The following is a 16,054-nucleotide window of genomic DNA, read 5'->3' on the forward strand; positions in this document are numbered from 1 at the left end:
GTTTGTTATTTGACATTCTTCTCACCCTCTGAAGAATGTCAAATAACAAACATATTACTTTTGCATATTGGGTTCCAAATGTGAGCGGTGGTCTGGTGGTGAGTAACATCGAGCAGCGCACCGACTGGAGCTATGACTATAATGTACGTCTGGCACAGACAGCGGAAAAGGCTGGTTTTGACTATGCCCTGACCCAGATCCGTTTTACTGCAGGCTATAATGCAGAAAACCAGCATGAATCAGTCAGTTTTAGCCACGGTATTCTGGCAAAGACTGAACGTTTGAAAGTCATCGCTGCGATTCTGCCAGGTCCATGGAAACCTGCGCTGGCTGCTAAACAGCTGGCAACCATCGATCACCTGACCAATGGCCGTATTGCAATTAATGTCGTAAGTGGCTGGTTCCGCGGTGAGTTTGATGCGATTGGTGAAGAATGGCCGGAGCATGACCAGCGCTATGCGCGTTCAGAAGAGTTTATTCGCAGTTTGAAAGGTGTATGGACTCAAGATCATTTCAGTTTTGATGGCAAGTATTACCAGTTTAATGACTATACCTTAAGTCCAAAACCGCTACAAAAACCGCATATTGAAATTTTCCAGGGAGGCAGCTCCCGCGCTGCACGCGATATGGCTTCACGTGTATCCGACTGGTACTTCACCAATGGCAACACACCTGAAGAACTGAAAAAACAGATTGATGATATCCGGGAAAAGGCCAAAGCCAACAATCACCAAGTGAAAATCGGTGTGAATGCCTTCGTTATTGCACGCGATACTGAGGAAGAAGCACAAGCTGTACTGCAGGAAATCATTGCCAAGGCCAATATCCAGGCAGTGAAATCTTTTAGTGATGCAACGCGGGAAGCAGGTGCAGCAACCGCAGAAGGTGAAGGTAACTGGGCCAAGTCTACTTTTGAAGATCTGGTTCAATACAATGACGGCTTCCGTACCAACCTGATTGGTACACCGCAGCAAATTGCTGAACGCATCATCGAACTGAAAAAAGTCGGTGTGGACCTAATTCTGTCTGGCTTCCTGCACTTTATTGAAGAAATTGAATATTTTGGCCAAAAGGTATTGCCTTTGGTCCGTGAACTTGAGGCAAAGCAGGCAACAGCGGTGCCTCAAGAAGAAGCTGAGCTCGTATAAGTATTCCAATAAATCTCAGCGCTTTCCATTCACTCCCCTAAGGCTCGGCTTAGGGGATTTTTTTATCTGGGCAGAAAACCAGGCAGTACAGTACAACGCTAGCCGGATTCTGTATTCCTCCCTACAATGTGATGCAATTGCAAGAATAGATGTTTTAACTATGTATACCGGTATTGTCCAAGGCCTGGAAAAGGTCGTTGAAATTCGCAAAGGCAATGGCTTTGTTACGATCATTGTCAGTGATCAGCAAGGTTTCTTTGCAGATGTGTTTATTGGTGCCAGTGTCGCAGTAAATGGTGTTTGTCTGACCGTGACCACGATTGACCGCGAACAGCAACAGATTCATTTTGATATTTCTAATGTCACGCTTGAACTCACCACCTTAAAATCGCTTAAAGTCGGTGATGAAGTGAATATTGAACGTTCGGCAAAAGTCGGTACGGAAAATGGGGGTCATAATCTGTACGGGCATATTGAAGGCACAGCTCAAGTCACCCAGATCGAGCGTCGCGGTGAAACCCTGCATATCGACCTGCAGATTCCAGCTGGCAATATCAAATACTTTTTCCTAAAAGGTTTTATCGGATTGAATGGCTGCAGCCTGACGGTGAACCGTGTCGATCGTGTCAAAAGTGAGATTTCGATTGACCTGATTCCAGAAACCCTACGCCTAACGACCTGGAAATCTGTTCAGGTTGGTGATGAAGTGAATTATGAAATTGACCAGATGACCCGAACTCTGGTAGATACGCTGGAAAATATCCATCTCGCCAAAGGCTAATACCTTCAGAGCTGATAGTGACAAACTTCAGCTCCTATCACGTTAATATTTCTCTACTATTTCTGTTTGATCAGATTATCTAAAATGCATGGCATCTTATTGATTTAGAAAACTGTCATGCATCTGATCTGGTTCCGGAACGACTTACGCCTTCATGACCACGCTGCCTTATGGCATGCAGCACAAAGCAGGCAATGTCTGGCGCTGGTCATCCTGTCACCTGAACAATGGCAACTGCATCAGGATGCACCGATCAAGATCGACTTCTATCTGCGCCGGCTAAAAATCCTGAAACAGCAGCTAGAAGCATTGAATATCCCTCTTCTAATTTTAAATATTCCACTCTGGAAAGATATTTCAGAGCAGCTTTTGGCACTGTGCCAGCAATTTCAGATCAGCACCGTGCACTGCAATATCGAAACCGGGCTTAATGAGCAGCAGCGTGATCAGGCTGTCGAGCAATTATTGCAACAGCATCGGATTAGTTGTGAATACTATGAAGATCGTACCCTGTTTCCTTTAGGTTCGATCCGCAATCAGAGCCAGCAGCCTTATCAGGTGTTTAGTGCATTTAAAAAGAAATGCTATGAACGGCTGCTTATCGATGTGCCTTCCTGTTATCCAGATATTGAAGCACAGCCTAAGTTACAACTCGATCTTTCTCAGTTTAATTTTAATTTGGATAAATTTTCTGAGGCTTATCGGCCAGAGACAGCCAACCCGTATTGGCCAGTTGAAGATAAACACGCCTTTGAATTACTGAATGAATTTATCGCAGACCGGCTAAAGGATTATAAAACCGATCGGGATTTTCCAGCGATCGATGGTACCAGCCAGTTATCGCCGTATTTAAATATCGGTATTCTTTCAATCCGGGAGTGTGTGCAGGCTTTATTCACCTCTTCTCAAGGTTATTTCCAGCTTGAAGATGTCGGTCAGCAGACCTGGCTGGATGAACTGCTCTGGCGTGAATTTTACCAGCATACCCTGCACGATTTTCCTAAAGTGTCCAGACATCAGCCATTTAAGGAAAATACCAAGGCGATAGAATGGCGTGATGCTCCAGAAGATTTAGCTGCCTGGCAGCAAGGCCGGACGGGGATTCCGATTGTTGATGCTGGTATGCGCCAGCTGCTGGCAACGGGCTGGATGCATAACCGGGTACGTATGATTACTGCAATGTTTCTGAGCAAAAACCTGTTGATCGACTGGCGGCTGGGCGAAGCCTGGTTTATGCAACATCTGATTGATGGTGACCTAGCTGCTAACAATGGCGGCTGGCAATGGTGTGCCTCGACCGGCATGGATGCAGCACCTTATTTCCGGATTTTTAATCCGGTGAATCAGTCACAGCGTTTCGATCCCAACGGCGACTATATCCGTGAATGGGTTCCAGAACTGGCACATCTGGATGCTAAAACCATTCATGAACCTTATGCCAAAAATCCAGATTTAGGGCTGGATTATCCAAAACCGATTGTCGATTTAAAACAGTCCCGCGTCCGGGCAATTGAAGTATTTAAACAAATTTAAGTCAAAATACTAACCAATAAAAAGCCTCCAAATGGAGGCTTTTTAAAAGATGAATCAAGAATAAAAACTTGGATCAGGCACTTTACCCGTCAGTACCCATTCACCTACTTCCTGATATTTATAATCCACCGGATCATGCAGGGTCTGAGTGCGTACATTGCGCCAGAAACGGTCCAGATTTAGCTTGGCTGTCGTTGCTCGTGCGCCCATGACCTGGAAAATATTCTGGGTAATATACAGTGAAGTATTGGTTGCGGCAATTTTTGCGGTGGCAATGGCAATAGATACTTCACCACGCTCTTCAACTGTTAGATCAGGGCCAACATTCCAAGCCTTTTGCAAAGTCTGAATGGCTTTATTTGCCAATAGACGTACACCTTCTAGCTGTACATAAAAATCGGCAAAATGCTTCTGGGTAAAGGGATCATTGACTGCGTTTTCAACCAGTGATTTCGACCAGGCTTTCTGACTTTGTACAGTCTGCTTGGCTACTTCAAAGGTCCCTTCCGCTACACCGAGGAACATATGCACAAAAATCAGCTGGGCAATCAATGGACGCAGGCTGGAATATGGTGTACTCAATGGCCCTGGATTCAATAACAGCTCATCTTTATGAATTTTCACCTGTTCAAAATGACTGGTCCCACTGTCGGTTTGACGCTGGCCCATATTGTTCCAGTCACCCAGGAAGCTGACGCCTTCACGCTGGGTTGGAATTACGCCAATCAGTAGTTGGCCCTCTTCGTTATAACCTGAACAGAGCAGGATGTCTGAGTCGATTGAACCGGAACAGAAGCTCTTGTCTCCATGGAAAATATATTCTCGGTCAGAAGTTTTACTAACTTTCGTACGGCGATCCAGCGGGTTTAAGGTATTGCCCCAGAATAGGTTTTTACGTGCAGTCTGTTCAAACCATAAGCCATATTGTTCCGGCTGTGAGAACAGCTGTACCGTCGCAATCAGTAAATGATGAAAGCCATAAACATGTGCCAGTGAACTGTCTACGCGTGCAATTGCCTGAATGGTCTGAAAAATTGTCTGCCAGTCTGCACCCTGCCCGCCATATTGCTTTGGAATAGACAACCCCAGCAAGCCACTGTCACGAATCAGGTCGCGTTGCTGCTTGGGATTGCCACCCTGTTTATCACGTTCAGCTGCGCTCAAGGCAAATTGATCTGCCAGAGACTGAGCAATATCAAGCGGAGATTGATTCAGGTATTGTTGTCGCACATTCATTCTTTTGTACTCATTTTAGCTATCTACAGCATGCCAGAAGCTTAACAGATCAAACTCGGAGCCCATATCCGAAAGCATGCAGAGCTTATCAGTGATATAAAAATACCGGCTAAAGAAAGCCGGTATTCTCTTGATTTTATAAAAATTTAAGCGGTTCTTTGCACTTCGGCAATCAGGTTATCCACCACCTGTGGTTCGGCTAAAGTTGAAGTATCACCTAAGCTATCCAGTTCATTCGCTGCAATTTTTCTCAAGATACGGCGCATGATTTTACCAGAGCGGGTTTTCGGTAATGCCGGCGCCCAGTGCAGTGCATCTGGCGTCGCGACTGGTCCAAGAATCTTGCGCACCCAGGCCACCAGTTCAGCACGCAGTTCTTCCGTACTCTCGGTTCCTGCCTGCAGAGTCACGAAAGCACAGATACCCTGACCTTTAATATCATGCGGCATACCCACGACTGCAGCTTCAGCTACAGACTCATGTGCCACCAACGCACTTTCAATTTCAGCTGTTCCCAGACGATGACCTGACACATTCAGCACGTCATCGACACGACCGGTAATCCAGTAATAGCCATCTTCATCCCGACGCGCACCATCACCCGTGAAATAGGTCCCCGGATAAGTCGAGAAATAAGCCTCGATAAAGCGTTCCGGATCACCCCAGATGGTGCGCATCTGACCTGGCCAGGAATCCTTGATCACCAGATTACCTTCCACTGCACCTTCCATCTCTTTGCCTTCAGCATCAACAATCGCTGGCTGCACACCAAAGAATGGCCGGGTTGCAGAGCCTGGTTTCAGATCGGTTGCACCCGGTAATGGGGTAATCATGAAACCACCGGTTTCGGTTTGCCACCAGGTATCCACGATTGGACAGCGACTTTCACCTACCACACTGTAGTACCAGTTCCAGGCTTCCGGATTAATCGGTTCCCCGACTGAACCGAGCAGGCGCAGGCTGCTGCGGTCACTTTCACGGACAAAGGCATCCCCTTCACGCATCATGGCGCGAATCGCAGTGGGTGCGGTATAGAGAATAGTGACATTGTGTTTGTCCACGATATGCCCGGTGCGTGCCCAGCTTGGATATTGCGGAACCCCTTCAAACATGACTGTGGTGGTACCATTCGACAATGGACCATACAGTACATAGGAATGACCCGTAATCCAGCCCACATCAGCGGTACACCAGAACACGTCATCCTGCTTGATGTCGAAAACTTCGCGGAAGCTAGAGTTCACATACGTCAGATAACCACCGGTGGTATGCAGTACCCCTTTTGGCTTGCCTGTTGAGCCTGATGTATACAGAATAAACAGTGGATCTTCTGCATTCATGGGTTCAGGTGGGCAGATCTCATTGACCGTCATGATTTCCATGTGATACCACAGATCCCGACCTTCTTTCATTTCGATCGGATTACCCGTGCGATGCACCACCATGACATGCTCTACTGATTCAGTACCAGCAATTTTCAGGGCTTCATCTACATTGGCTTTCAGTGGAATCTGCTTGCCGCCACGCATACCGGAGTCAGCCGTGATGACCATTTTCGCCTGACTGTCCTCAATACGGCTAGCCAGCGAGTCTGGCGAGAAACCGCCAAATACCACGCAATGTACTGCGCCGATACGGGCACAGGCCAGCATGGCAATCGCAGCTTCAGAGACCATTGGCATGTACAGCACCACACGGTCACCTTTCTTGATGCCATTCTTTTTCAGAACATTGGCAAAGCGGCAGGTTTCATCATACAGCTCATGAAAAGAGATAATCTTGTGACGGGATGGGTGATCGCCTTCCCAGATAATTGCCGGCTTATAAGGATGCTCTTTTAGATGGCGGTCCAGACAGTTGGCACTGACATTCAGCTGGCCATCAGCAAACCATTCGATCTTGAAATTATCTTTGTCGAAGCTGGTATCTTTAACTTTGGTAAATGGCTTGATCCAGTCAAGGCGCTGGGCTTGCTCGGCCCAAAATTCATCCGGTTCTTCAATAGAGCGCTGATAGCGTTCGAAATATTCAGCCTCGGTGGTCCGTGCGGTTTTTTTAAATTCTGCTGGTACAGGATAGATCTCTTTCATTATTTACTTCCTTGATCTTATTCCCTCTCATCACGAGAGGTTGATGCCACGTTATTGATTGTTTTTTATGCATAGCTCAGTATGAACGGCTTATCTCAAATTGGACAATCATGCTTTGGTCGTATTCTGATCAATTCATTTAAAACATAGGTTTACAGGTGAATCCAATACATTCCTGTCTAGTTTTCGTATCTCACCATTCCGTTTAATCTTATAATGGTGTTGAATTTTTATACTTCCTTACAGGCAAACATGTTTGCCTGTTTTCAATTACTTGAACTGGCTCAGCCCATGAACTCTAAAGATACTTCGCCATTCTTCTCCCGCTCTCCGGCACCTTCCAATGATAATCCGCTATCTCTTGAAGGGCGCTTTGGCCGGCTCAGCTTTATTGGCTGGTACGCTTTCCTGCATATCATTTTTTTCTTTGCTTCGATTGCCCTCAGTCTGGTCAGTGGTATTTTCAGCCTGACCACCTTGTCTCTGGATAATTGGCAGTTTGTTGATGCGCTGACTGGTCTGGCTGGCTTGGGCTATCTGCTGTTGGTTGTGTTCTATCTGTATTTCTATATTGTGGTAGTGGCACGCCGCCTGCATGACCTGAATAAATCTGGCTGGCTGATGCTGCTGATGCTAGTGCCGGTGGTTAATATTTTATTTATTTTCTATCTGCTACTGGCAAAAGGCACAGCACGACATAACCGCTTTGGTGCACCGCGACCAACTGCAGTCTGGGAAAAAATTCTGGCCTGGCTGATGATTCTATTGACCGTGTTAAGTCTATTTGCTGCTAGCAGCATGGTATCCTTTATGATGGGAAGTGGTGAGCTGGAAAGCCCACAGGAAGTGATCCAGCAAGGGACAGAATATTTTTAAGCTTATGTTAAATTTTGCTACCACCTGCAAGGGCTATGCAACTTTCTATTAAGTTCAATGTAAAAATCAGGCAAAATAATGCGATTTTTTTATAATCGGGATACTCGTGGCTGAAAAAGACAATGCTCTAAGCCAAGTGACTGAAGAGACCACTGAGCTGTTGCATCAAGCAACTGAAAAAACTGCTCAGACCGTCATTGAGCACACGGCTAAATATAATGATGCGTATTCAACCGTCGATAAATTTATTGAGGCGTTTTGGGAGCGCCTGCCTTATATCTGTATCGCACTGGTAGTTTTCAGTATCTTTTACCTACTTTCGAAACTGTTCAAGTTTTTTGTACGTAAAGCGATTGGTGAACGGAGTTACAGTAAACAGAACCTGGTATTGGTACTTAACCGTGTCGGTACATCTGCAATTCTTTTTATTGGCTTCCTGATTGCCATGGTCATTGCCATTCCAGGCTTTACACCCGGGCAGCTGATGAGTGCCTTGGGGATTGGTTCGGTGGCGATCGGTTTCGCCTTCAAGGATATTTTCCAGAACCTGTTGTCCGGCGTGCTAATTCTGCTCGGTGAACCGTTTAAAATTGGCGATGACATTATTGTCTCAGGCATGGAGGGTACGGTAGAAGATATCCAGATCCGTGCAACTTTCCTGCGCTCACCCGATGGCCGCCGTATTGTGATTCCAAATGCAACGGTATATACCAGTGCCGTGACGGTAAATACGGCTTATCCGCGCCGCCGCTGTCAGTTTGTGGTTGGAATTGGCTATGAAGATGATGTGCAGAAAGCCAAGAGTATCATTATGGCAATTCTGGACAAGGATCAGTTGATCCTCAGCCAGCCTGCTTTTAATGTCAATGTGACTCAACTGGCTGACTTCTCGATTAATCTGACAGTAACCTGGTGGGTCGATACCCAGGAAAATTCGACAGGTAATTCAATCAGTACCGTTCAGGAACATGTGATTGAAGCCTTCGCGGAACATGGCATTTCAATTCCTTACCCTGTACAAGAAGTAAAAGTGTACCGTGGTGAAAATATTGAAGATGCTTCAGGCCGTGCTAAACAGTCGACCTAAGACATAAGGGATTACTGTTTCAGTACGGATAATACGGTTGCCAAGGCTCACAGCTTGGCAACCGTTTTTTATAAGTAGATCTATTTCATAAGGAATAAAACCGCCTTCTGGTCCAATCACCACCGTACACCGATGCTCAATTGCAAAAGGCATTTTGCTTTCAGCATAAGGATGCGCCACATAACCCGGGCAATCTGTACTAATCAAGGTCGGTAGTACATCTTCTACAAAGGGCTTAAAACGTTTATAGAGTTCAATTTTCGGCGCAATCGTATCCCCGGCCTGTTCCAGTCCCAGCTCTATATAATGATCTAACTGTTGTAAAAATGGAGTTTGCCAATAGCTTTTATCAACCCGATAGCTATGCAGCAGAATGATCTTCTCCACCCCAAGTGTCACCGCATCCATTATCAGACGACGCAGTACCTTTGGACGTGGTAAAGCCACAATCATCGTCACTGGCAACTTCGCAGGCACAGCTTCTTCTTTTAAGGGTTTCAGACGAACTATTTTTTCTGTAATTTCGATAATTTCTGTGAGATACCGTTTCCCTTCACGGATACCCACTTTTAGCGTATCACCGACTTGAATGTCCAAATGTGTCTGCAAATGTTCCAATTGGCGTTTGGCACTGATCGTCCAAATCTCAGATTGGGTTTGACGAGGATCAAGTAGGACGATGTTCATAACTAAAAACCAATCAAAAGATTTAATTCAGTAACGCATTGTCTGCACGACAATCATCAGCACAACAATGAGTCATATAGGAATAACAACTCGCCATTGGCATTCGTGACAGGTGACATGGATGTCACCCGTTTGATTAGGGTACATGGATGTATCCTCAATCAAACAAAAGATTTTTGCTACTTTTCATCTCTGAAAAGTAGGTCATCTCTACAATTAAACTTTTAGTAGTAAACCGATATATGCGAGTGTGGTGCAGTTTTACAAATACTGATCTATTACTGCAATATGCTTGGCAAGCGAACCCTGATTCTGCTGCATAATCTTTTGTGCTGCGGTATTTAAACTTTCTGCCTTGGATGAATTATTTAGAATCTTCAGCAAAGTTGTAGCTGCCTGCTGAACATTCTCTACCACTTCTACAGCTTGAGCTTCAACAAACTCATCGACAATAGTCTGGAAGTTAAAATAATTCTTACCCAGAATCGTAGGCACATTTAGTGCGATCGGCTCCAGAATATTATGTCCACCACCTGGTTCATTCAAAGAGCCACCAACATAACAGGCTTGGCTCAAGGCATACCAGAGCCACATCTCGCCCATGGAATCTGCCAGATAAACCTGAGTATCTTCTTCGATACGTTGCCCCACACTACGGCGCTGGGTTCTTAAACCTAAGGACTGTGCAGCCTGGAACACCTCATCAAAACGTTCCGGATGGCGTGGCACTACGATACAAACTAATGCTGGATCTGCATCCAGTGCAGATTTAAGTTCAGCCATCAATTGCTGTTCTTCAGGCGCATGCGTACTGGCGAGAGTAATGATCTTACGGCCTTGCAAAGACCATTCCTGTTTCAATTGAGCCGCATGATCAATAAATTGCTGCGGTGCCGTAATATCAAACTTGATATTACCTAAAATCTGGGTTTTTTTAGTTTCGATGCCTAAATCAATATAACGTTGTTGGGTTGCAAGATCCTGAGCCAATAGCTGCTGCATTGCGTTCAGCATGCCACGGGTTAGCCCTTTGACCTTGGCATAACCTTGAGCTGATTTTTCTGAAAGACGGGCATTCAGTAACAGACAGGGCACCTTATAATTCTTTGCCTGATCAATGAGATTTGGCCAGAGCTCAGTTTCCATTAATAGCAATAATTTCGGCTGATATTTCTGATAAAAATCCCGAATCAGATGTTTTTGATCGGCAGGCAAATAAACGGCCTGAAATAAATTTAAATAGGGTTCTTTAAGAAAAAGAGATTTGGCGCGTGCCTGACCTGTTTTAGTGGTATTGGTCACCAGCACCGGATGGCCTGATTTTAAATAATATTCAATCAGTGGCTGTGCTGCATTGGTCTCTCCAACCGAAACCACATGAAACCAGATGGCATGTTTGTTTTTGGGGGTCTGAAACGGACCAAAACGCTCAAGCAATTCCTGTTGTAGTTGTTCAGGACTTTCCGCACGCTTGCGAATACGTGACTGATATAAAGGCTTGATCAGTGTCAGTGCCGCGTTGTACCAAAAAGGAGTAGCCAAATGTTGCCCCGAAATTGAGTGAATCGGCAAAATATAACAGAGCCACATCGACATGTTAACCGATGTGGCTCATTTTCAGATTATTCTATTGTGCTTAAAACTTTTACTTCTGCCAAAGTCGGGTAATCAATATAACCCTCAGCCGCCTGACTGCCGATCATATTTTCCAGTTTTAGCTCGTTCAGCGGTGCATCTTGCAACAGACGCTCGTATAGGTCCGGATTGGCAATATAGGCCTTACCAAAAGAGACCGCATCTGCCTTTTCAGCTGCCAACAGCTCAATCGCATCTTCACGACTCAGTTGCATATTGGCAATATACGGCACGCCACCTGAACGCTGTTTCATATATTCAGAAATGCTGTCTTCAGCCAGATATTCACGGGTAAAGAAAAACGCGATTTGACGTTTGCCCAGCTGCTCCATCGCATAACCAAATGTTTCACGTGGATCATCATCACCCATGTCATGGTCATCACCACGCGGCGCAAAATGCACCCCTACACGATCCGCACCCCATACTTCAATCAGTGCATCAGTTGCTTCTAGCAGGAAACGTGTACGGTTTTCGACTGAACCGCCGTATTCATCTTCACGCTGATTGGTTTTGCTTTGCAGGAACTGATCAATCAGATAACCATTGGCAGCATGTAATTCAACACCGTCAAAACCGGCGTCTTTGGCACGAATCGCAGCTTGCTTGTATTGCTCGGTAATGGCATGAATTTCTGAGATTTCCAGCGGACGTGGAAGAACATAAGGGCGCTTAGGACGTAACAGGCTGACGTGACCGGCCTGTTGTACTGAACTCGCCGATACCGGTGTTTCACCATTTAACAGCTCTGGATCAGAAACACGCCCCACATGCCATAGTTGGGCAACGATTAAACCACCCTTCTCATGTACAGCATTGGTTACCAGTTTCCAGCCTTCGACCTGTGCATCTGTAAATAGCCCAGGTGTATTGCGGTAACCATTGGCTTCTTCAGAAATGACAGTCGCTTCAGAAATGATCAGGCCTGCACTTGCACGTTGGGCATAGTACTCAGCCATCATCGTGGTTGGGACACGCTCATCAGTTGCACGACTACGGGTTAAAGGCGCCATAATGACACGGTTTTTTAATTCAAGCGCACCCAGTTTCAGGGGGGTATTTAATTCAGCCATACTGACTCCGACCTCCAGATATGTTTTAGAGGTGTTGTTGTAGATGTTCGATGTACTGCTGAATCAAAGCTTCGTTGCGGGAGAAATATGACCATTGCCCATGTTTAGTGGCGGTAATTAATCCCGCCTGCTGTAACACGGACAAATGATTGGACATGGTGGACTGCGAAACTTGCCCTAATTTTTCAATCTGGCCCGCACAAACACCACGCTGAAAGCCGCCACATTCTTCGGCAGACAGAAACTGCTCTGGTGTTTTTAACCATTCCAGAATTTGCCGGCGTGTGGGATTTGCCAGTGCTTTAAAGATCAGATCAAAGTCCATAGTCACATCACATAGTCGTGCGCAACAAAGCTGATTGCAGCATTTATCCCAGTATATCGTATTTTTTCGATTTATATATCGAATATTTTAGATATAAGAGTCACAAACTGTATCTGCTTTGCTACGCAGAGAGTTAAAAGGTCTGTTTACAGGCCTTGTTTTAAGCTTGCTTCAATAAATTTATCCAGATCACCATCCAGAACTGCACCTGTATTTGAATTTTCAACACCAGTACGTAAGTCTTTGATACGTGAGTCATCCAGTACATAAGAACGGATCTGGCTACCCCAACCAATGTCAGACTTCGAGTCTTCTAATGCTTGAGCCGCTTCATTACGTTTGCTCATTTCCAGTTCATAGAGTTTTGCACGTAACTGTTTCCAGGCATGGTCACGGTTGGCATGTTGTGAACGCTGGTTCTGACAGGCCACCACAATACCGGTTGGAATATGAGTCAGACGTACCGCAGAGTCAGTTTTGTTAATGTGCTGACCACCGGCACCCGAGGCACGGTAAGTATCTGTACGAACATCTGAAGGATTGATTTCAATCTCAATATTGTCATCTACTTCAGGCGATACAAACACTGCAGAGAATGAGGTATGACGGCGGTTACCCGAGTCAAATGGTGATTTACGTACTAGACGGTGTACACCTGATTCGGTACGTAACCAGCCATAGGCATACTCACCTTCTACACGGATCGTAGCAGACTTGATCCCGGCTACATCACCGTCAGACTCTTCCATCACTTCTGCTTTAAAACCATGACGTTCAATCCAGCGCATGTACATACGCAGCAGCATCGATGCCCAGTCTTGTGCTTCTGTACCACCTGAACCTGCCTGAATTTCCACATAGCATGGATTTGGATCCATTGGATTACTGAACATACGACGGAATTCAAGCTTTGCCAGCTCTTCTTCTGCTGTTGTTAATTCTGCCTGAACATCTTCAAGCATGGCTTCTTCATCGGCTTCTACAGCCAGATCAAGCATGGCTTGTGCATCTTCAAGCTGATTCGCCAGACCATCCAGTACATTCAGTACATTCTCAAGCTCGCCTTTTTCTTTGGCCATAGCCTGCGCACGGTTCTGATCATTCCAGATGGCTGGATCTTCTAATTCACGGAGAACCTCTTCCAAACGCTCTTTTTTCAGATCGTAGTCAAAGATACCCCCGTAGTGTTTGACCACGTTCGTTCAAGTCTTTTAGCTGGAGTAGATAAGGATTAATTTCCACGTGAATTTCTCTCAATCAATAAGGCATAAATTTTTAGCAGGCAATTATATCACAGTCCTTTCCCGCAGTTTGAACAGGACATCTGTATGATTTCTGCCTGCCATAAATATTTATTTCAATAATTCAACTCAATCAATTTAGCAGTGTTGATTGATCTTCATATAGAGAGAAAATGCATTCAAAATGAATTTTATTAACGAAAAACTTCTAATTTTTTAAAACTCAACCAGTCTTTTTAATCATAAATTTTCTGATTATTTATTAATCAAAATCTCTAAAATTCACAATCTTTACATAGTTTTAATAAAACAAAACATTGTTTTTTTTATTTATATTTCAATGAATTAAAATCATAAAATTACACAAAATTACTGAATTGACATTAATGTAACTTTCCCTTGATTGACGATCTGTCGATTTGGGCTAGACTGAAACTGTAACAAAAAATGTATTAAATCCCAGCCAAAATTTCAGAGGGGAGTATCCGCATGAAAAAATTAGCAATCGCTTCAGCACTAATTTCAGCCGTAGCTTTTACGGGTACCGCAGCACATGCTTATCAAGCAGAAATTGGTGCATCAGCAGGCTTAACAGATCCGGACAACGGTAGTTCAAGCGGCTCTTTCGGTGTAGATGGCACTTACTACTTTAATCCTGTACAAACGCGTAATTCACCATTAGCCGAAGCTGCTTTCCTTGATCGTGCAAGTAATGTGAAAGCTGAATACCAATATGATGAAATTGGTGATGCTGAAGCACATCGTTACGGTGTCGGTGCAGAATACTTTGTACCGAATTCAGACTTCTATCTAGGTGGTAAGGTGAGTGGTCATGACTTGCAAGACAATGATGACTTCGATAATGACCTGACGACTTATGCTGCAGAAGTGGGTTACCTTCCAGCACCAGGCTTATTGATTGCTGCCGGTGTGAAAGGATGGGATAACGACCGTGATGACGGTGTAGATCCAACACTTCGTGCAAAATATGTGACTACCTTAAGCAACGGTAAAGACATTAACCTTGAAGCTGGTGCCGCTTTTGGTGATCTTGATGAGTACAACCTGAAAGCTGACTACTTTATCGATAAAACTTTAAGCGTTGGTGCTGACTATCAGAACAATGACGTTATCGACCGTAGTGAATTTGGTGTGAGTGCACGTAAATTCATCAACCAGCAAGTTAGCCTTGAAGGCCGTGTAGGCTTTGGTGAAGCAGGTAATAATGACTACAACAAATTTGGTGTAGCTGCAAAATACCGCTTCTAATTTAAGTTAGACATAGTTTTAATAAAAAAGCCCTTCTTCGGAGGGGCTTTTTTAATGCACCAAAATAAGACCAATGGTCTTGACCATAAGAATAAAAAACATACAATTTGTTACAAGTATAAAATTTCAAGTTTTATCAATAACAACCGAGACTTTTACATGTTAAAAAAAATTGTACTTGTAACTGCCCTGCTGGGCACATTTGGTTTGAGCCATGCTTATCAGGCTGAAGTAGGTGGCACTATTGAGATCCTAGACCGCGACCAAGGTGGTTCAGATGTAGGTTTTTCGATTGATGGCACTCATTACTTCAGCCCAGTTCAAATCAAAAATTACCCTTTAAACGAAGCTGCATTCTTAAATCGCGCGAGCAATATAAATGGTGCTTTAAGTTATGTAGATGACTCAGAGATTTTTGGGATTCAAGCAGGTATTGAATACTTTGTTCCAAATTCAGATTTTTACTTGAGTGGTAGTCTTTCTCATTTTGATAATGATTTTGGGGATTTAACCAGTTATAGCGCTGAAGCAGGCTACTTACCAGTTCCTGGTTTATTAGTTGCTTTAGGACTTATCGGCATTTCTGAAGATGATGCAGATGATGAAATTGATCCAACGTTACGTGCGAAATATGTAACTCAAGTTGGAACTTATGATATGAATTTTGAAGCTGGTGCGAGTTTCGGTGACATCGATGCGTATAATCTGGGAGCTGATTTATATCTAGATAAAACCTTTAGTGTAGGTATTGGATATACTGATTCTGACTTAGAAGGTACTGACGTATTTAGTATACGTGCTAAAAAATTCTTTTCTCAGCAATTTAGTTTAGAAGGTGGTATTACTTTTGGTGACAGTGCCGACATCTTCGGTGTACGTGGTACCTATCGCTTCTAATTAAATATTACAGAGTATAAAAAACCGCTCTTTTGAGCGGTTTTTTATTTACTGTTCCAGATGTGCAATCCGCATCTGCAAACTGACATTGCCATTAAAGATATTTTTGTCCAGTTCATAAACCAGACGTACACTGTCCTGCATTGGATCGAACTGATATTTACTGGCTGCATTAA

Annotated in this window: 15 protein-coding genes; 7 read left to right on the forward strand and 8 right to left on the reverse strand. The window is 44.4% G+C overall.

The window, feature by feature from the left end:
- Window positions 1–35: 35 nt before the first annotated feature.
- The 3 genes from sfnG (at window position 36) to phrB (ending at window position 3,462) form a co-directional block, all read left to right on the forward strand.
- A complete protein-coding gene (sfnG, locus tag B4033_RS07485; RefSeq protein WP_286832933.1) occupies window positions 36–1,148 on the forward strand; it encodes a dimethylsulfone monooxygenase SfnG in 1,113 nt (370 codons plus the stop codon).
- Window positions 1,149–1,308: 160 nt separating this feature from the next.
- On the forward strand, window positions 1,309–1,929 hold the full coding sequence (locus B4033_RS07490) for a riboflavin synthase subunit alpha (protein WP_286832934.1): 621 nt from the start codon (window positions 1,309–1,311) through the stop codon (window positions 1,927–1,929).
- A 117-nt stretch (window positions 1,930–2,046) separates the two neighbouring features.
- Window positions 2,047–3,462, forward strand: a complete 1,416-nt coding sequence (gene phrB, locus B4033_RS07495; RefSeq protein ID WP_286832935.1) for a deoxyribodipyrimidine photo-lyase — start codon at window positions 2,047–2,049, stop codon at window positions 3,460–3,462.
- A gap of 54 nt (window positions 3,463–3,516) precedes the next feature.
- Here the strand turns inward: phrB and B4033_RS07500 are convergent, their stop codons facing one another.
- Both B4033_RS07500 and acs read right to left on the reverse strand, forming a co-directional pair.
- Window positions 3,517–4,698: an acyl-CoA dehydrogenase family protein gene (locus B4033_RS07500; RefSeq protein ID WP_286832937.1), complete on the reverse strand. Its 1,182-nt coding sequence runs from the start codon at window positions 4,696–4,698 to the stop codon at window positions 3,517–3,519.
- Between the two features lie 146 nt (window positions 4,699–4,844).
- Complete coding sequence (acs, locus tag B4033_RS07505) at window positions 4,845–6,788, reverse strand: acetate--CoA ligase (protein WP_076752903.1); 1,944 nt, start codon at window positions 6,786–6,788, stop codon at window positions 4,845–4,847.
- A gap of 252 nt (window positions 6,789–7,040) precedes the next feature.
- On the opposite strand from acs, the gene B4033_RS07510 reads away from it, so the two are divergent.
- Both B4033_RS07510 and B4033_RS07515 read left to right on the forward strand, forming a co-directional pair.
- Window positions 7,041–7,664 carry a DUF805 domain-containing protein gene (locus tag B4033_RS07510; RefSeq protein ID WP_286832938.1) on the forward strand — a complete coding sequence of 208 codons (624 nt, stop codon included), beginning with the start codon at window positions 7,041–7,043 and terminating at the stop codon, window positions 7,662–7,664.
- A gap of 106 nt (window positions 7,665–7,770) precedes the next feature.
- Complete coding sequence (locus tag B4033_RS07515; protein ID WP_048882189.1) at window positions 7,771–8,751, forward strand: mechanosensitive ion channel family protein; 981 nt, start codon at window positions 7,771–7,773, stop codon at window positions 8,749–8,751.
- On the opposite strand, the gene B4033_RS07520 is transcribed toward B4033_RS07515, so the two are convergent.
- From B4033_RS07520 to prfB, 5 genes are all read right to left on the reverse strand, one after another.
- On the reverse strand, window positions 8,725–9,438 hold the full coding sequence (locus B4033_RS07520) for a 16S rRNA (uracil(1498)-N(3))-methyltransferase (protein WP_048882188.1): 714 nt from the start codon (window positions 9,436–9,438) through the stop codon (window positions 8,725–8,727). The two genes, B4033_RS07515 and B4033_RS07520, sit on opposite strands and share 27 nt — an antisense overlap.
- Window positions 9,439–9,699: 261 nt before the next feature.
- Window positions 9,700–10,980, reverse strand: a complete 1,281-nt coding sequence (locus B4033_RS07525) for a 3-deoxy-D-manno-octulosonic acid transferase (protein ID WP_286832941.1) — start codon at window positions 10,978–10,980, stop codon at window positions 9,700–9,702.
- Between the two features lie 80 nt (window positions 10,981–11,060).
- Window positions 11,061–12,146: an alkene reductase gene (locus B4033_RS07530; protein ID WP_286832942.1), complete on the reverse strand. Its 1,086-nt coding sequence runs from the start codon at window positions 12,144–12,146 to the stop codon at window positions 11,061–11,063.
- Between the two features lie 25 nt (window positions 12,147–12,171).
- The gene (locus B4033_RS07535) at window positions 12,172–12,471 is read right to left on the reverse strand and encodes an ArsR/SmtB family transcription factor (protein WP_005180779.1); all 300 of its coding nucleotides are present in this window, start codon (window positions 12,469–12,471) and stop codon (window positions 12,172–12,174) included.
- A gap of 146 nt (window positions 12,472–12,617) precedes the next feature.
- A protein-coding gene (gene prfB, locus B4033_RS07540) for a peptide chain release factor 2 (protein WP_099046667.1) occupies window positions 12,618–13,713 on the reverse strand; the annotation gives its coding sequence in 2 pieces (ribosomal slippage) (window positions 12,618–13,640 and window positions 13,642–13,713; 1,095 coding nt in all).
- Between the two features lie 488 nt (window positions 13,714–14,201).
- Between prfB and B4033_RS07545 the strand changes: the two genes are divergently transcribed.
- Both B4033_RS07545 and B4033_RS07550 read left to right on the forward strand, forming a co-directional pair.
- Window positions 14,202–14,981, forward strand: coding sequence for a putative porin (locus B4033_RS07545; RefSeq protein WP_005220585.1), 780 nt, complete (start codon window positions 14,202–14,204; stop codon window positions 14,979–14,981).
- Between the two features lie 159 nt (window positions 14,982–15,140).
- A complete protein-coding gene (locus B4033_RS07550) occupies window positions 15,141–15,878 on the forward strand; it encodes a putative porin (protein WP_286832947.1) in 738 nt (245 codons plus the stop codon).
- 48 nt (window positions 15,879–15,926) lie between these two features.
- Here the strand turns inward: B4033_RS07550 and B4033_RS13635 are convergent.
- The coding region (locus B4033_RS13635) for a hypothetical protein (RefSeq protein ID WP_414631405.1) at window positions 15,927–16,054 on the reverse strand (128 nt) is incomplete at its 5' end.

The organism is Acinetobacter sp. UBA3132, assembly GCF_002364825.1.
Taxonomy (GTDB): Bacteria; Pseudomonadota; Gammaproteobacteria; order Pseudomonadales; family Moraxellaceae; genus Acinetobacter; species Acinetobacter schindleri.